Origin of the sequence: Intestinimonas butyriciproducens, from assembly GCF_004154955.1 — a bacterium.
Classification (GTDB): domain Bacteria; phylum Bacillota; class Clostridia; order Oscillospirales; family Oscillospiraceae; genus Intestinimonas; species Intestinimonas butyriciproducens.
In genome coordinates, this window is record NZ_CP011524.1 from 613,615 (window position 1) to 628,676 (window position 15,062).

The 15,062-nt window shown below is 57.3% G+C and carries 15 protein-coding genes; 13 read left to right on the forward strand and 2 right to left on the reverse strand.

Annotated elements, in window-relative coordinates; translation table 11 throughout:
* The first annotated feature begins 109 nt into the window (after positions 1–109).
* Complete coding sequence (locus SRB521_RS03165; protein ID WP_129868772.1) at positions 110–697, forward strand: hypothetical protein; 588 nt, start codon at positions 110–112, stop codon at positions 695–697.
* 187 nt (positions 698–884) lie between these two features.
* Here SRB521_RS03165 and SRB521_RS03170 read toward each other — a convergent pair whose 3' ends face one another.
* A complete protein-coding gene (locus SRB521_RS03170; RefSeq protein ID WP_116722601.1) occupies positions 885–1,796 on the reverse strand; it encodes a LysR family transcriptional regulator in 912 nt (303 codons plus the stop codon).
* A 307-nt stretch (positions 1,797–2,103) separates the two neighbouring features.
* Between SRB521_RS03170 and SRB521_RS03175 the strand changes: the two genes are divergently transcribed.
* The 11 genes from SRB521_RS03175 to SRB521_RS03225 all read left to right on the forward strand — a co-directional run bounded on the left by SRB521_RS03175 (position 2,104) and on the right by SRB521_RS03225 (position 14,235).
* The gene (locus tag SRB521_RS03175) at positions 2,104–3,531 is read left to right on the forward strand and encodes a sigma-54 interaction domain-containing protein (protein ID WP_075705266.1); all 1,428 of its coding nucleotides are present in this window, start codon (positions 2,104–2,106) and stop codon (positions 3,529–3,531) included.
* A 456-nt stretch (positions 3,532–3,987) separates the two neighbouring features.
* On the forward strand, positions 3,988–5,031 hold the full coding sequence (locus tag SRB521_RS03180) for a TAXI family TRAP transporter solute-binding subunit (protein ID WP_075705267.1): 1,044 nt from the start codon (positions 3,988–3,990) through the stop codon (positions 5,029–5,031).
* A 137-nt stretch (positions 5,032–5,168) separates the two neighbouring features.
* On the forward strand, positions 5,169–6,998 hold the full coding sequence (locus SRB521_RS03185; protein WP_207215994.1) for a TRAP transporter permease: 1,830 nt from the start codon (positions 5,169–5,171) through the stop codon (positions 6,996–6,998).
* Positions 6,999–7,046: 48 nt separating this feature from the next.
* The gene (locus tag SRB521_RS03190; RefSeq protein ID WP_033118376.1) at positions 7,047–7,817 is read left to right on the forward strand and encodes an enoyl-CoA hydratase/isomerase family protein; all 771 of its coding nucleotides are present in this window, start codon (positions 7,047–7,049) and stop codon (positions 7,815–7,817) included.
* A 47-nt stretch (positions 7,818–7,864) separates the two neighbouring features.
* Entirely contained in the window at positions 7,865–9,052 is a 1,188-nt protein-coding gene (locus tag SRB521_RS03195; RefSeq protein ID WP_207215995.1) for a CaiB/BaiF CoA transferase family protein, read from the forward strand.
* 25 nt (positions 9,053–9,077) lie between these two features.
* A complete protein-coding gene (locus SRB521_RS03200; protein ID WP_116722603.1) occupies positions 9,078–9,854 on the forward strand; it encodes an enoyl-CoA hydratase/isomerase family protein in 777 nt (258 codons plus the stop codon).
* A gap of 24 nt (positions 9,855–9,878) precedes the next feature.
* The gene (locus SRB521_RS03205; RefSeq protein ID WP_052082766.1) at positions 9,879–10,271 is read left to right on the forward strand and encodes a MaoC family dehydratase; all 393 of its coding nucleotides are present in this window, start codon (positions 9,879–9,881) and stop codon (positions 10,269–10,271) included.
* Between the two features lie 16 nt (positions 10,272–10,287).
* Complete coding sequence (locus SRB521_RS03210) at positions 10,288–10,713, forward strand: MaoC family dehydratase (RefSeq protein ID WP_116722604.1); 426 nt, start codon at positions 10,288–10,290, stop codon at positions 10,711–10,713.
* 53 nt (positions 10,714–10,766) lie between these two features.
* Entirely contained in the window at positions 10,767–11,936 is a 1,170-nt protein-coding gene (locus SRB521_RS03215; protein ID WP_033118372.1) for a thiolase family protein, read from the forward strand.
* 113 nt (positions 11,937–12,049) lie between these two features.
* A complete protein-coding gene (locus SRB521_RS03220; RefSeq protein ID WP_058117054.1) occupies positions 12,050–13,318 on the forward strand; it encodes a CaiB/BaiF CoA transferase family protein in 1,269 nt (422 codons plus the stop codon).
* A 47-nt stretch (positions 13,319–13,365) separates the two neighbouring features.
* Positions 13,366–14,235 carry a 3-hydroxyacyl-CoA dehydrogenase family protein gene (locus SRB521_RS03225; protein ID WP_129868773.1) on the forward strand — a complete coding sequence of 290 codons (870 nt, stop codon included), beginning with the start codon at positions 13,366–13,368 and terminating at the stop codon, positions 14,233–14,235.
* 118 nt (positions 14,236–14,353) lie between these two features.
* Here SRB521_RS03225 and SRB521_RS03230 read toward each other — a convergent pair whose 3' ends face one another.
* Positions 14,354–14,701 carry a helix-turn-helix domain-containing protein gene (locus SRB521_RS03230; protein WP_075705273.1) on the reverse strand — a complete coding sequence of 116 codons (348 nt, stop codon included), beginning with the start codon at positions 14,699–14,701 and terminating at the stop codon, positions 14,354–14,356.
* 138 nt (positions 14,702–14,839) lie between these two features.
* On the opposite strand from SRB521_RS03230, the gene SRB521_RS16005 reads away from it, so the two are divergent.
* Positions 14,840–14,986, forward strand: coding sequence for a hypothetical protein (locus SRB521_RS16005; protein ID WP_165366549.1), 147 nt, complete (start codon positions 14,840–14,842; stop codon positions 14,984–14,986).
* Positions 14,987–15,062: the final 76 nt, after the last annotated feature.

Sequence of the window (15,062 nt, forward strand, 5' to 3'; positions counted from 1 at the left end):
CGTCCCTCCATATAAATAATATTGATACCGCACTGTTCGACCTGTTCCGTGCTGCGCTGTTGTCTGTCAGCAAGCGGCATACCAAACCGCACATTTGAGGAAAAAGTTTTTGATAAAGCACAAATCCCCGGAATTTTTGAATGTTTTTGGAAAATTGTCCCCGCCGAAGGCGGGAAACCCGCGCCCACGGCAGCCGCAGGCGGGAAAAAACGGCCAAAATTCCAACCATTTAAAAATTCAGATGCGGAAAGGCGCTGCAGCAGGCGGGTCCCACACAGTTCTAAATTCCAATAATTCAGAATTCCGCCCGCCCGCTCCCATGATCAGCGCTTGTGAGGCCACTGCGCTGTGCCGGGAGTCCCTGTCTTTGAGAAGGACCGAGGGGATTACGTCTGCGCTGGAATACCGACAGACCACATGCTCGGGAACAGTTTGCGCCCCTTCCCCGTGCTCACAGGTCAGAAATTCACGGGGCAGGGATGGAGAAAGGGCTCTTCTTAAAAAAATTATAGTGGTGGAGGGGACCTTTGTAAATTACTTGTTAAAAAGCAGAATATTAGCCGTACAACTAATGGTATTTTTTAATGCAAAGGGAACGAGGGCAGAAATTCTTTTGAGAAAAAACAGGACGATATTTGCTGAAGGGAGTATTTTTGATTATATCTCCGGCATTTCTATATTACAATTATCAATATAGCAATATAACTATATCAAAATTATATACTTATATCGAACAAAAAATGGGGCGCGGGAGATCGGCGGACTGGAATCCTTAGCTCAACACAAAACCTCCGGATTGCAGGGGAAACACCCGCTCCCATAGCGGGGGGAACATGGCGGCGGCGGACAGAAAAGGAGCTCCCCCGACAGGGAGCTCCTTTAGTTCAGATGGATGGGTTGAGCGCCTCGGCGGCGGGGGAGGCGAAATACTCGGTGAGGAAGTCCCGGAACACCTCCGCCTGGGGGGAAAGCTTTCGGTCCTTGCGCCAGAAAAGGGTCTGTACGCGGGTGTCCACTGGCTCGGACAGGGGGATGAATTTCAGGCCCGACAGGTAGATGGACTCGGCTCCGGTGCGGGTGGACAGGGCAATTCCGTATTCATTCTTCACCAACCTGGCCCGGAGGGAATAGTCGGCCTCGGCCACGATTTTGGGCTGGAATCCGGCCTTTTTGCACAGAAGATCGAAGTATTTTCGCATGGAAAAACCTTTGGAGAGGGCGACAAAGGGCTCGTCCTTGGCCTGAGCGAGAGAGATCCTGTCCAGCGAGGCGAAGGGGTGATGCTGCCAGACGATCAGGCCGGGGCAGTCGTCCGGGATCAGCACGCGGGAGTCATACTCCGCAGAGGGCAGGTCGGTAAAGTGGGTGATGATAAAATCATAGGGGCTGGTCTCCGCGCTGTCGAGCAGCTGATCCAGGGAGAGGGAGCGGTGGCTGAACGCCACATGGGGGTGCTTGCAGATGTAATCGGCGAAGGGTTTCTCCCAGATGATATGGGTGGAGGTGGCCACCCGAAGGGACAGGTTGCGGTTCCAGGCGGCGGTGCTCTGCAGCTCGTCAAATCCCTTGTCCAGCTCATCCAGGGCCAGTTTGACATGGTCGTAGAACTGCCGCCCCTTGTCGTTGAGACGGATGTTCCGTCCCACCCGGTCAAAGAGAGGGACGCCCAGATCCGTCTCCAGGCGGCTGATGGCGGCGCTGAGAGAGGGAGGGGAGATGTAGAGCTCTGCCGCGGTGGCCGTGAGATGCTCACGCTCTGCCAGCGCCTTGAAATAGTAGAGCTGAAGCAGCTTCATAAAATCGCACTCCTCTCAAAGTTGGGATGGGACTCCGGGTGCCTAAAATACTACACTCCTCTCCGTCTACATGTCAAGGGACGGAGGGAAGAATGACCTAAATTTATGTATTTTAGATAACCATACCAGGAATTGGACTTTACAACGAGCACAGGGCGGGGTAAAATAAAAAAGTTAACAGTCAGATCCGGATGGGGCCAGGAGAGGCGTTTTTTGCAAAAAAGGAAGCAATACCCTCAGAAAATGGCCGGTAAAACCCGCAAAAGTGGTGGTAAGTCGGCGGTTTTCGTAATGGAGGAAGGCGACGATGGAAGCAAGCAGCACGATTTCAAAGTTTTTTAACGCGGATACCGCGCGCTGGTTTGACCTGCTCATTGAAGGCATTGTGATCCTGGATGAGAAGCAGCGATTTGTCTACGCCAATCAGGCTTACCGCAACCACGTCCACATGGATGACGAGACATACGCGAAGTATCAGGGCAAGGATTGGATCGCGGTCCGGCGCGCAATACGGGCGCAGTCGGACTCCATTTCCAACAAAGTGTTCAGCACGGGCAGGCCGATCTATAATTACCACCAGCGGCTGAACGACGGCACGGAGTCCTATTCGGATGTGGTGCCCTATTGGGACAGGGGAGAGATTGTGGGGGCCATCATCGTGGTCCGCGACATCCTGTCCCTGCGGGATCTGATCCAGACGGTACAGGAGAAGGAGAAGTACATCTCGCAACTGAACGAACGCGTCAAGGGCTTCTACAAGACGCGGTATACCTTTGAAGATATCATCGGACAGGATTATCCCTATATCAAGCTGGCGAAAAAGGCGGCGCAGACGGACAACTCCGTATTCTTGATCGGAGAGAGCGGCACGGGGAAAGAGGTCGTCGCCCAATCCATCCATCGGGACAGTTATCGGGGCGGCCAGTCTTTTGTGGACATCAACTGCGCCTCTCTCCCTGAGACGCTCCTGGACAGTGAGCTGTTCGGCTATGTGCCGGGAGCATTTACAGGGGCCAGCAAGAACGGAAAGATCGGGCTTTTCGAACTGGCCAACGGTGGGACGCTGTTTCTGGACGAGATCACGGAAATGCCCCTCCCCCTCCAGAGCAAGCTGCTGCGCGTCCTGCAGGAGCGGCAGATCCGGCGCTTGGGGGATACGAAAAATATCAAAGTGGACGTCCGGGTGATCGCCGCCACGAACCAGGATATGGAGAAGGCCCTCGCGGAGAACCGGTTCCGGCAGGATCTGTTTTATCGGCTTGCGGTCATTGCGATCCAACTGCCCCCGCTCCGGGAGAGAAAGAAGGATTTTGACCACTATGTGAGCTATTTTCTCCAGCCCCTGGAACGGCAGTACAAAAAGCGTTTCCGCTTCTCCAAGGAGGCGGACCAGCTGATGCACAGCTATAAGTGGCCGGGCAATATCCGGGAGCTTCAGAATGTGTTGGAGTACTGCTGCATGGTGGCTACCTCGGACCAGATCACACCGGCCTGCCTGCCCTACTACATGCGTCAGGAGATGCACGTGGCAAAGGAGCGGGAGGAGCGGTTTTCGGCACGGCCCAACGAGACGCTGGAGGAGACCATGCGAAGGGTGGAGCAGGAGACCATCTGCGAGATGCTGGAACACTATGGGACCAGCACGGTCGCAAAGAAAAATATTGCCAGGGCGCTGGGGATATCCGTCGCCACGCTCTATAACAAAATGAAGAAATTAAACATCTCCGGGGCATAAAATCCAGGTTATTAGAAATTAGAAAACAAAAAAAGTTGCTCGCCAGTAGGGGTAGCGCCGCCAAAATTCTTGTGTATTAGAATTTTGGCGGCTTTTTTTGTCGAAAAGAGAGTCTCAAAATAAAACATATACAATTTTGTGCTGTAAATATGCAAAAAATGACAACAAATTACACAAAAAACGTATTTTATACAAAAGAAAAAAGTTGGTATAAAAATTGCTTATATAAAAAACGAAGCAGGATGAGATCCATTTTACGTCCTGCGGCCAAAGTCAGTTTTCCCATCCGAATCATTTGCAATCAGGAAGAGCACTGAGCCGCACTTCCGGAATGGGCTCGGTGCCGAGGGAGGTGAGAGCAGGAGGCAGTAGGCGCAGACCCGGCAAATACCGCAGAGACTGTAAAAAGGCGCAACAAACCGTAACAAAGAAGTTATGAAAGTAGGAGGGCTCGCAATGAAAAAATGGACGAAACTTGTTTGCCTGTTTGCAACGATGGCCATCTTTTTGAGCGCTTGTGGTGGAGGGAGCGGCTCCAATACTCCGGCTCCTGCCAACACGAATGACGCTTCGGCGACTACCCCCGCGCCTGCGAACAACGGACAGCGTGAGCAGGTCCTGTTTGGCACCGGTACCCCAGGCGGCGTCTATGAGATTCTGGGCACCGGCATGGTGAATATTCTCAACCAGAACCTCACCGATGTGGAAATGGTCGCCGTCTCCCCTGCACAGCTTCAGCAGCTTCCCGCCATGCTGCAGAGCGGCGAGGCCGCTGTGGGCATCGGCATGGCCTGCATGTTTGAGCGGGCCTGGGCCGGTACTGCCGAGTATGCGGGCAATGCCCAGAGCGATATTATGCAGGTGCTGGGCATGTACGACAACATCTACGGCATTCTGACGCTGGACTCCTCTCCCTACTACGCGGTCGAGGATATCACCGAGAAGACGGTAGTCGCCTCCACCGCCACCAACCTCACCACCATCAAGCAGCTGATCACAGCCGCCGGCACCTTTGATCCGGAGAAGGTGGACTACCGTGTTATGTCCTACGCGCAGGCCGCTGAGGCGCTGGGCGACGGCAACGCCGACGTGATCATTCTGACCGCATATCCCTACAACGGTACGTTGGACTCCGTGGCCTCCACCAAGGGCGTGCGGTTCCTGACCGTCAGCGATGAGACCCGTGCCAAGCACGACGAGCTCTATCCCGCCAACACCATGATGGCGGTGCCCGCCGATACCTACAAGGGACAGACTGAGGAGCGCTGGGCGCCCACCATCTATACAGTCCTCTACGCCAACAAGAACCTGTCTGAGGATATCGTGTACGAGATGACCAAGACCCTGATCGAAAATGTGGACGAGATCGCTCTGACCCACCCCTCCGGCGCGGGTATTACCCTGGAGACCACCCAGCGCTATCTGGACGGCGGCATCATGAAGCTTGACCGGATGCATCCCGGCGCCGTGAAGTATTTTGCAGAAAACGGAGTGGAGTAAGACTCCATGAAAACAAGGGGGGCGGCGCGGAGCTGGACGCCTCCGCCCGCCGCTCCCCCGGTTTTCTTGTGGATCTTTTTAGAAGGAGGGTTGTTTCCTACATGGGAATTAAATGTAACAAGAAGCCCGTCATAACTGTGGTTGCTGTTATTTGGTGTATCTTCCAATTATATATCGGATTTTTCGGCGTGCTGGCACCGATGGAGCAGCGCCCGGTTCACGTGGCCTTCGCGCTGATCCTCACATATCTGACCAAGCCCATCAGCAAAAAGCTGGACCCAGAAAAGCTGTACATCGACCAGATCGTTGCCGTGCTCCTCTCCGTCGTCTTTGCGGTGTATATGTATACCCACGCCATGGAGTTGAGCCTGAACATCGGCATGTACACCCAGTTTGAGGTCATTCTGGCCGCCATCGTGCTGATCCTGGTCATCGAAGCCTGCCGCCGTCTCACCGGCGTGGGACTGATCGCCATCGGCATTGTCTTCCTGATCTATGCCTATGTGGGCCCCTATATGCCCAACGCCATCCGCCACCCCGGGGCCAGCCTCACCAAGATATTTACCTTCTCCGCCCTCACCACAGAATCCATCTTCGGCACCTGCATCGACTGCTGCGTGACCTTTATCTTCCTCTTTGTGCTCTACGCCAAGCTGCTGGAGAAGACAGGGGGCGGACAGGTCTTCATCGATGTGGCCTGCTCCCTGGTGGGCCATGTGCGCGGCGGTCCGGCCAAGGTGGCCGTCGTGGCCAGCGGACTGTTCGGCTCCATCTCCGGCAGCGCCGTGGCAAACGTTGTGGGCACAGGCACCTTCACCATTCCCCTGATGAAAAAGATCGGATACAAAGCAGAATTTGCCGGGGCGGTCGAGGCTGTGGCCTCGTCAGGCGGACAGTTCATGCCCCCCATCATGGGCGCCTCAGCTTTCCTGATCGCCGAGATCGTGGGCATTCCCTACTGGACGGTCGCCGCCTGCGCCGCTGTTCCTGCGATCCTCTATTATCTGGCTGTCTTCTTTGTGGTGGATTTTGAGGCGGGCAAGACCGGGCTCACTGGAATGAATAAGGCCGAGCTGCCCCGGACCCGGGACGTGCTGAAAAAGGGCTGGCCCTCTCTGGTCTCCCCTGTGGTCCTCATCGTCCTGCTGGCTGGCCTCCAGTGGTCCCCCGCCAAGGCCGCTGTATGGTCCATTGCGGTAGCCTTTGTGATCTGTATGATCCACAAGGATACCCGCATGAACCTTCATCAGATTATCGACACTTTACGCGAGGGCGCCGTTGGCGCGCTGGAGACCACCGTGGCCTGCGCCGCCGTGGGCATCGTTGTGGGGTCCATTACCCTCACCGGCCTGGCCCTCAAGCTCTCCTCCCTACTCATCACCGCATCCGGCGGCAACCTGGTGATCCTGATGGTGCTGACGATGATCGCCTGCGTCATCATGGGCATGGGCCTGCCCACCGTGGCCTGCTACGTGGTGCTGGCCAGTATGGTCGCCCCCGCCCTCATCAAGATGGACGTGGTTCCCATCGCCGCCCACCTGTTCATCTTCTACTTTGGGATCATCTCCGCCATCACCCCGCCTGTGGCCCTGGCCTCCATGGTGGGCGCCGGTATTGCAAAGGCGGATTTCGTAAAAACAAGCTTGAATGCTCTTAAGCTGGGTCTCGCGGCATTTATCCTGCCGTTCATGTTCGTCATGAACCCGGCGCTGATCCTGCAGGGCAATGTGCTGGAGGTCCTGCAGTGTATCTTCACCGCCATCATTGGTATCCTCAGCATGAGCATTACACTGCAGGGCTTTTTCCTGGAAAAAACACCAATTTGGCAGCGGGTCATCTTCGGCGTGGCGGCCATCACGCTGATCATTCCGGAGACCATCACCGATATCATCGGTCTGGCAATTTTTATTGTAGCCGTGCTGCTGCAGGTGGCCACCCGGAAGAAGAAAAAGGCCGCCCTGGCCTGAGAATCAGATTGGGGAAAAACTTGCTGACACATGAGGGAGAGAAGAGCTATGAGCTATCAGTATCTGGAGTATAAGAACGACCAGGGGACCGCCTGGGTGACCATCAATCGCCCCGAGCAGCGCAACGCCTTGAATCGGGAGACGCTGCTGGAGCTCATCGATGTGTTTCAGGCGATCGACAAGGACGACTCCGTCCGCGTGGCCATCCTTACCGGAGCAGGTAAGGTATTCGTGGGTGGGGCGGATCTGAAGGAGCTCTCGGTCATGTCCGCGCTGGATTATCTGGATTACGGCAACCTGTACAACGTACTCAACCGCCTGATCCGGGAAAACAGCAAGCCAGTCATCGGGGCTGTCAACGGGCATGCTCTGGGCGGCGGAAATGTCCTCGTACTGTCCTGCGATATCATCGTGGCGTCCGAGCGGGCAAAGTTCGCCGTACCGGAGATCAACTTGGGCATCTTTGGCGGAGCGTCCGTCCTGCCCCGGATCGTGGGCCGCTACCAGGCGGCGGAGATGGTGCTCTTTGGCGAGGCGTATACCGCACAGAGAGGGTATGAGCTGGGGATCGTCAACAAAGTCGTCGCGCCGGAAGAGGTCGTCTCCACCGCCGCCGCTCTGGCAGAGAGCATCAAGGCCAAGTCTCCCCTGGCTGTTCGCATGGCGAAGCGCGCGCTGACAGTGGGCAACCAGTATGAGCCCGGCGCGGCCTCTGAGATGCAGCTTCCGCTGATGTCGCTGCTCTATTCCGGCCACGACCAGAAGGAGGGCATGCAGGCCTTCTTTGAGAAGAGAGAGCCCCAATATACGGGGCGCTGAGCCGCCATGCAACAAATGTTAGAGGTGAACCTTTGGTGAAAAAATGTTTGGAGGGACTTCGCGTCCTCGAACTCTCGCAGTTCATCTCCGCGCCCTATGCCGGCCAGATGCTGGCCGACCTGGGGGCGGATGTGATCAAGGTGGAACTCCCCGGGGAGGGGAAGGGGGATATCGCCCGTAAATACGACCCCATGTACAAAGAGATGAGTCTGTACTTTGCCTCCTATAACCGCAACAAGCGTTTCCTGACCCTCAACCTGAAGACGCCCGAAGGGCAGGAGATCTTTCGGGATCTGGTGCGCCGGTCCGACGTGGTGCTGGATAATTTCCGGCCCGGCGTCATGGAGAAGATGAACCTGGGCTATGAGCAGCTCAAGGAGGTCAATCCCGGCATTATCATGGCCAGCCTGTCCGGGTTTGGCCAAACCGGTCCCAATGTGCACCGCCAGGCCCTGGATATGTCCATCCAGGCGCTGTCCGGGTTCATGGATGTGACCGGCTTCCAGGACGGCCCCCCCACCAAGGGCGGTCCGGTGCTCAGCGATTTTATCGCCGGGCTCTATCTGGCTGTTGGTATCCTTGCCGCCTATGCCTACCGCCAGCGCACAGGGATGGGGCAGTACATCGATATCGCACTCTTTGACACCATGTTCGTCCTCATGGAGAACTATCCCGCCATCTACCGGATGTCCGGTGAGGTGCCCGTGCGCTCCGGCAACGGGCGGCCCTTCTCCGCGCCCGTGGGCACCTATCAGGCCAAGGACGGCAAGTGGCTCCAGATATCCGGCACCGCGGAAGCCCATTTCGAAAAGCTCACCGTGCTCATCGGCCATCCGGAGTATATCGGCCAGGAGGGCATGGTCGGCGCGGCAGCGCGCAAGAAGTACCATGACAAACAGCTCGACGCGGATATCAACAAGTGGCTCTCTCAGTATACGGTCAAGGAAGCCGCCGCCCTGCTGGACGAGTGCGGGATCCCCAATGCCATTGTACAGACGGCGGAAGAGGTGTTCAACGATCCCCAGGTGGCGGCCCGTGAGATGCTCATCTGTCCTCGAGAAACCGTATTAGACGATATCCCCGTCATCGGCAACCCCATTAAAATGAGCGAGACACCGGCGGAGTACCGGCGCGGCGCCTGTGCAGCCGGTTACGATAGCAAGGAGATCCTGGAGGAGCTCCTGGGACGCGATGAGGTGCAGATCACGCAGCTGAAGGAACACAAGATCATCTGAATAAAAATTAAGGGGAGAAACGATCATGGCTTACCAGAATATCAAGATCGAGATCAACGATGGGATTGCCGTCCTGACCCTGAACCGCCCGGAGGTCCGCAATGCGCTGGATTATGTGACCTGGGATGAGATCCGGGCTGGAATGCGGGAGCTCCGCTTCAACGACGACGCGCATGTGATCATTCTCACCGGCGCAGGCGGAAAGGCATTTGCCTCCGGCGCTGATATCAAGGCGCTCAACGCCCGGACGGTCAGCGAGCAGATGAACAGCGAAGTCAACGACATCCTCTATGAGATTACCATGCACAAAAAGCCCGTCATCGCCGCGGTGGACGGCTACGCCCTGGGCGGCGGCTGCGAGCTGGCCATGGCCTGCGATATCCGCATCGCCACAAAGAAGTCCAAGTTCGGCCAGCCGGAGGTCAATCTGGGCATCATCCCCGGCGGCGGCGGCACCCAGCGCCTGCAGCGCCTGGTGGGTATCGGCAAGGCCAAGGAGCTCATCTTTACCGGCGATATCATCTCCGCCGAGGAGGCTGAGCGCATCGGTCTGATCGAAAAGGTGGTGGAGGACGGCGCCGTGCTGGAGGCCGCCATCGAGATGGCCAAAAAGATCAAGGCGAAGGGCCCCGTGGCCGTTACGCTTGCCAAGCAGGCCATCAACGTGGGAGCCAACACCGACCTGTATTCCGGGCTGTGCTTTGAGCGCTACTCCCAGGCCATCGCCTTCTCCACGGCGGACAAGGCGGAGGGTACGCTGGCCTTCATTGAGAAGCGTCCCGCACAGTTCAAGGGCGTCTGATCAGAAACGGGAACGGAGGAAACTATGAGCGAGAAGGTTTGGAATATCACCAAATACGCCATCGCACAGTATGCCCAGGCCGTGGAAAACCTGGAGCCCATGTATCTCAACGAGAAGGATGCGCAGCAGGCCGGGTTTGAGACGACCATCGCCCCCACCAGCCTCTGCGCCCAATATCAGATGTTCCAGGACCCCCAGGTCAAGGTGCCCAAGGGCGGGGTCCATACCAAGCAGAAGATGTCTTTCTTCAAGCCGATCCAGGCGGGAGATGCCCTCACCGCCAGGACGGAAGTGGCCGAGGGGACCGACGCCAAGGGCAGGCTTCAGATCACCTACACCACCACTTTTACCAATCAGAATGGCGAGGTGGTGTGCTCCGGTGTGATGACCAACCTGGTTCCCGGGGCCAGGAAGTGAGGAGGGAGAGGGCGATATGAAATACGCACTGCTGCAGACAGTGGAGGCGGGGGCCTCTCTGATCCCCGTGGTCAAGCACTTGAATCAGGACAAGATCGATATGTTCGGCGTCCTGAGCGGCGCGACCGGATCCGTCCATGTGGACCCGGTCTACTGCGCCAACTCCCCCTTCAAGACCACGCTGGCCCACGGCTTCTTGACCATGGCGTATGCCTCCGAAATGATGGAGCTCAACTTCGGTATGGACTGGTCCACCAGAGGGGAGATCGAGGTCAAGTTCATCGGGCAGGCCCATCCGGGGGACACCGTACTCACAGAGGGGAGGGTTACGAAAGTAGAGGAGCGGGAGGACGGCCTCTATGTGGAGTGTGCGCTTACCGTCCTCAATCAAGCCGGTGGAAATGTGATGGTAGGTACCGCGAGCCTGATCAAAAAGAAGTAAATACCAAGATAAATTATGTGTTTGTGTGAATGAGAGAAAGGGGTAAGTGATTCATGAGCCATCTTCAGCCTCAGGACGTTGTCATCGCCGCCTTTGGGCGCAGTGCCGTGGGCCGCGCGAAAAAGGGGTCTCTGCGCAACACCCATCCCGTGGATTTCGGCGGCCAGGTCCTCCGCCAGGTCCTCGACAAGGTCCCCCAGTTGGACCCCAAGGATATCTCCGATATCATCATTGGCTGCTCCAAATGCGAGGAGGTCCAGGGCTACAACATCGGCCGCCTGATCTGCCTGCGCGCTGGCGTACCCTATGATGTGCCCGCCCAGACGGTGAATCGTTTCTGTTCCTCCGGACTGCAGACCATCTATACCGCCATCAACATGATCCGCTGCGGCGACGCCGAGGTGATGGTGGCCGGCGGTGTGGAGACAATGTCCCTGCTGCCCATGGGCACCAAGGACGAGGTCCGCTGCCGCTGGATCAAGGAGAATGAGCCCGGCGCCTATATGCCCATGGGCATCACCGCCGAGAACGTGGCGGAGGCCTGCCACATCACCCGGGAGGAGCAGGACCGGATGGCGCTGGAGAGCCATCAGAAGGCCGCTGCGGCCCAGGACAGCGGGAAGTTTGTGGAGCAGATCGTCCCTGTGGAGGCACTGGACGATGACGGAAATCCCTTTGTGTTCGACAAGGACGAGGGCATCCGCCGGGGCCTCACCATGGAGGACCTGGCCAAGCTGAAGACCGTGTTTAAAGAGGGCGGGACCGTGACCGCCGCTACGTCCTCCCAGATGAGCGATGCCGCCGCCATGGTGGTCCTGATGACCGCCCGGAAGGCGGAAGCGCTGGGCATCAAGCCTCTGGCCAAATTCGTCTCCTTTGGTGTGCGCGGCCTGGATCCCTGTGTTATGGGTCTTGGCCCCAAGATGGCCGTGCCCATTGCGCTGGCGCGCGCGGGTCTCACCATCGACCAGATGGACGTCATTGAGATCAATGAGGCATTTGCCGCTCAGGCCATCCCCTGCATCCGCGATCTGGGCATGGACCCCAAGAAGGTCAACCCCAACGGCGGCGCCATGGCCATGGGCCATCCCCTGGGCGCTACCGGCGCGATCCTCACCATCAAGGCCGTCAGCGAAATGAATCGGATCGGCGGAAAGTACTGCATGGTGACCATGTGCATCGGCGGCGGCATGGGTGCCGCAGGCATCTTCGAGGCCGTCTGATCCAGCGGACTCTGACGGCGGCGGAGACCATGCTGGCCCTGAAAAACAAAAAAATAGAACATTTTCATTCGAAAAAGAAATGATTTTTTGGGCAGAAGGCACTATAATTTTAAATGCTGAAATCGGATAAAAGGAGCGAGATTCTTATGGCGGGCCAGCGGACAAAGCCCCTGTCGGGGTATAAGGTAATTGAGCTGTCGACGTTCGTGGCGGCGCCGTCCTGCGGGCGTCTGCTGCGGGACTGGGGTGCGGACGTGATCAAGGTGGAGTCGGGGAAGGGCGATGCGTGGCGGTACCACGGCTCAACGCACCGTGTGACGTCGACGGAGGAGGAAAACCCGATGTTCGACCTGGTGAACGCGGGGAAGAAGAGCGTGGTGGTGGATCTGAAGAGCGCGGAAGGGAAAGCGGTGCTGTATGATCTGCTGTCGGACGCGGACATCTTCCTGACGAACACGCGGGCGAAGTCACTCCGGAAGCTGGGGCTGGACTACGAGAGCCTGAAGGAGCGGTTTCCCAAGCTGATCTATGCGTCGGTGACAGGCTTCGGAGAAGAGGGCCCGGAGACGGACAAGCCGGGATTCGATCTGGTGGCGTACTGGGGAAACAGCGGATTCTTGAACGACCTGTCGATCGACACGGGGACGAGCTACCCGATCCTGGCGCCGACGGGGATCGGAGACGTGACGTGCGGAACGGCGCTGTTCGGGGGGATCTGTGCGGCGCTGCTGGGGCGTGAGCGGACGGGGAAGGGGGACTATGTGACGATATCCCTGTTCGGGGGAGCGATCTGGATCATGAGCTTCATGTACCTGCGGGCGCAGCAGCGATATGGGGATCCGTTTCCGAAGCACCGGGAGGAGACGCCTCCACTCACGGCGCCGTACCGGTGCAAGGACGGGGAGTGGCTGATGCTGTCGATATTGGAGTATGAGCGGTACTTCCCGGCGCTGTGCAAGGTGCTTGGGGTGCCGGAGCTGGCGGAGGACCCCCGGTTTGCGGACAAGAAGGCGGCGGACCAGCACCGCGGCGAGCTGATCCGGGCGCTGGAGGAGCGGTTCATCAGGGAGGACTTCGCGTACTGGAACAAGGCCTTGAACGAGAGCGACATCGTAAACGACCGCCTGCGGCACTTCAAGGACATCGTGGACAGCGAGCAGGCGTGGGTGAACCACTACTTGACGAAGGTGGAGTTCCCGGATGGCGGGGAGTGCGTGATGCCCCGTCCGGCGGTGCAGTCCCGTGAGATGGGGGTGCCGGAGCTGGAGCGTGGGCCGCTGCTGGGGGCGGACACGCCGGAAGTGCTGTCGGAGAGACTTGGTTACAGTGGGGAGAAGATCAAGGCGCTGCTGAAGAGCGGTGCGGTCCAGCAGCACCCGTAAAAGGGAAAGCGAAGATCAAATTTTATAATAATAGGGAGGCAAATGTGATGAAGGTTTCTGATGTGAAGAAAGTATGTGTGGCTGGGGGCGGCCAGATGGGGCGTCAGATCGCGCTGAACGCGGCGATCCACGGCTTTGACACCTATCTGACGGACGCCATTGCCGATGTGCTGACCGCGGTGGACAAGTGGAGCGCGGAGTATCTGGAAGGCCGCGTGGCTAAGGGCAAGCTGACCGCGGAGCAGGCGGCCGACGCCAAGGCGAAGTTCCATCTGGTGCCCACCCTGCAGGAGGCCGCGGAGGGCGCTCAGATCGTCATCGAGGCCATCCTGGAGGACAAGGACATCAAGACCAACTTCTATAAAGAAGTGGGCGCGATCGTCGATGAGAATGCCGTCCTGGCCTCTAACTCCAGCTATATGCCCTCTTCCCTCTTCAAGGACTATGTGCCCAATCCCAGCCGCCTGGCCAACATGCACTATTTCAACCCCGCCCTGGTGCTGAAGCTGGTGGAGGTGGTGCGCGGCGAGCACACTGCCGACGAGACCGTGGACTTTATTGTGGACTTCGCCGTGGCCAACGGCAAAACGCCCATCAGGGTCAACAAGGAGATTGAGGGCTTTGTGGTCAACCGCGTCCTGCGCGCCATCCGGGACGAGGCGTTCTTCCTGGTGGAAGACGGCGTCTGCACGGCTGAGGATCTGGACACCGGCGTGGAGCTGGGGCTGAACCACCCCATGGGCCCCTTCCGCCTGCTGGACCTCACCGGCATCGACCTGAACTACATGGCCAGCGACCGCCGCTGGAAGGAGACCGGCGTCAAGCCCCACGGCTATGACATCGTAAAGGCCAAGTACGAGGCCCACGAGTGGGGCCGGAAGACCGGCAAGGGCTTCTACGACTACTCCAAAAAGTAAAAATCAACGTCTCATAAGAATAGAAATAGACAGCGCCTCCGCAGTCCCGGGACTGCGGAGGCGCTGTCTGTTTCTTGTTGGGGCCGGAGACCAAAGGCGAGGCGCCGTGGGCGTGTCCCTACTGGGAAGCCTCACCGGGGAAGGACTGCAGCTTTAGCTGAGCGTCCAAGAGATCGCGCGCGGTTTTGATCAAATAATCCTGCAAAATGGGAGAAAGGGCGCCAAAGACAGCGAAAAATTCCTCTTGACGCCTGTTGTATTCCAAAAACATGTTTCCGGAACCGGAACGCAACCAGTCCTCATTGACATGAAACCGCGCACAGATTGCCTTGATATTCTGCTCCGTTACCGTGGAACCGTTTTTCTCCATGTAACTGATAGCGTTTTGCTTCAATCCGATCTCTCTGGCAAATTCCGTTTGACTCAGATGAAGGGATTTCCTAAGTTCGCGGATGCGATTGTTCATAACGGTACCTCCACATTTTAATAATATCAATTATTGATAAAAAAGTCAAGAAGAGAGTCTTTGAGATTGACAAATATCAATAAATGATGTAATATGTCAAATAAAGCATCAACTAATGATATATGGAGGGCTTTAAATATGGCGGACAGAAGTGCGGATATGAATGCTGTTTTTAATGCGCTTTCCGAAAAAAATCAGGAAATTATCATGCTGGTCGCAGAGAGCGTAAAAATTGCGCAGGAAGTGACCGAACGGGCGATCAAGGCCAGGGAGGAGAAGCAATAAGAGGGCCAGGACCCGCGCACCCCGGTAGAGAATAAAGCAGGAGACAGCGCTTTCGGCGGATCAGTATGCGGATCAC

What these genes read in the sequence shown, in the direction of transcription:
- SRB521_RS03170 (WP_116722601.1), bottom strand. Translation starts at nt 1,796, where the DNA reads ATGAAGCTGCTTCAGCTCTACTATTTCAAGGCGCTGGCAGAGCGTGAG.
- SRB521_RS03175 (WP_075705266.1), top strand. Translation starts at nt 2,104, where the DNA reads ATGGAAGCAAGCAGCACGATTTCAAAGTTTTTTAACGCGGATACCGCG.
- SRB521_RS03180 (WP_075705267.1), top strand. Translation starts at nt 3,988, where the DNA reads ATGAAAAAATGGACGAAACTTGTTTGCCTGTTTGCAACGATGGCCATC.
- SRB521_RS03190 (WP_033118376.1), top strand. Translation starts at nt 7,047, where the DNA reads ATGAGCTATCAGTATCTGGAGTATAAGAACGACCAGGGGACCGCCTGG.
- SRB521_RS03200 (WP_116722603.1), top strand. Translation starts at nt 9,078, where the DNA reads ATGGCTTACCAGAATATCAAGATCGAGATCAACGATGGGATTGCCGTC.
- SRB521_RS03205 (WP_052082766.1), top strand. Translation starts at nt 9,879, where the DNA reads ATGAGCGAGAAGGTTTGGAATATCACCAAATACGCCATCGCACAGTAT.
- SRB521_RS03210 (WP_116722604.1), top strand. Translation starts at nt 10,288, where the DNA reads ATGAAATACGCACTGCTGCAGACAGTGGAGGCGGGGGCCTCTCTGATC.
- SRB521_RS03215 (WP_033118372.1), top strand. Translation starts at nt 10,767, where the DNA reads ATGAGCCATCTTCAGCCTCAGGACGTTGTCATCGCCGCCTTTGGGCGC.
- SRB521_RS03220 (WP_058117054.1), top strand. Translation starts at nt 12,050, where the DNA reads ATGCTGAAATCGGATAAAAGGAGCGAGATTCTTATGGCGGGCCAGCGG.
- SRB521_RS03225 (WP_129868773.1), top strand. Translation starts at nt 13,366, where the DNA reads ATGAAGGTTTCTGATGTGAAGAAAGTATGTGTGGCTGGGGGCGGCCAG.
- SRB521_RS03230 (WP_075705273.1), bottom strand. Translation starts at nt 14,701, where the DNA reads ATGAACAATCGCATCCGCGAACTTAGGAAATCCCTTCATCTGAGTCAA.
- SRB521_RS16005 (WP_165366549.1), top strand. Translation starts at nt 14,840, where the DNA reads ATGGCGGACAGAAGTGCGGATATGAATGCTGTTTTTAATGCGCTTTCC.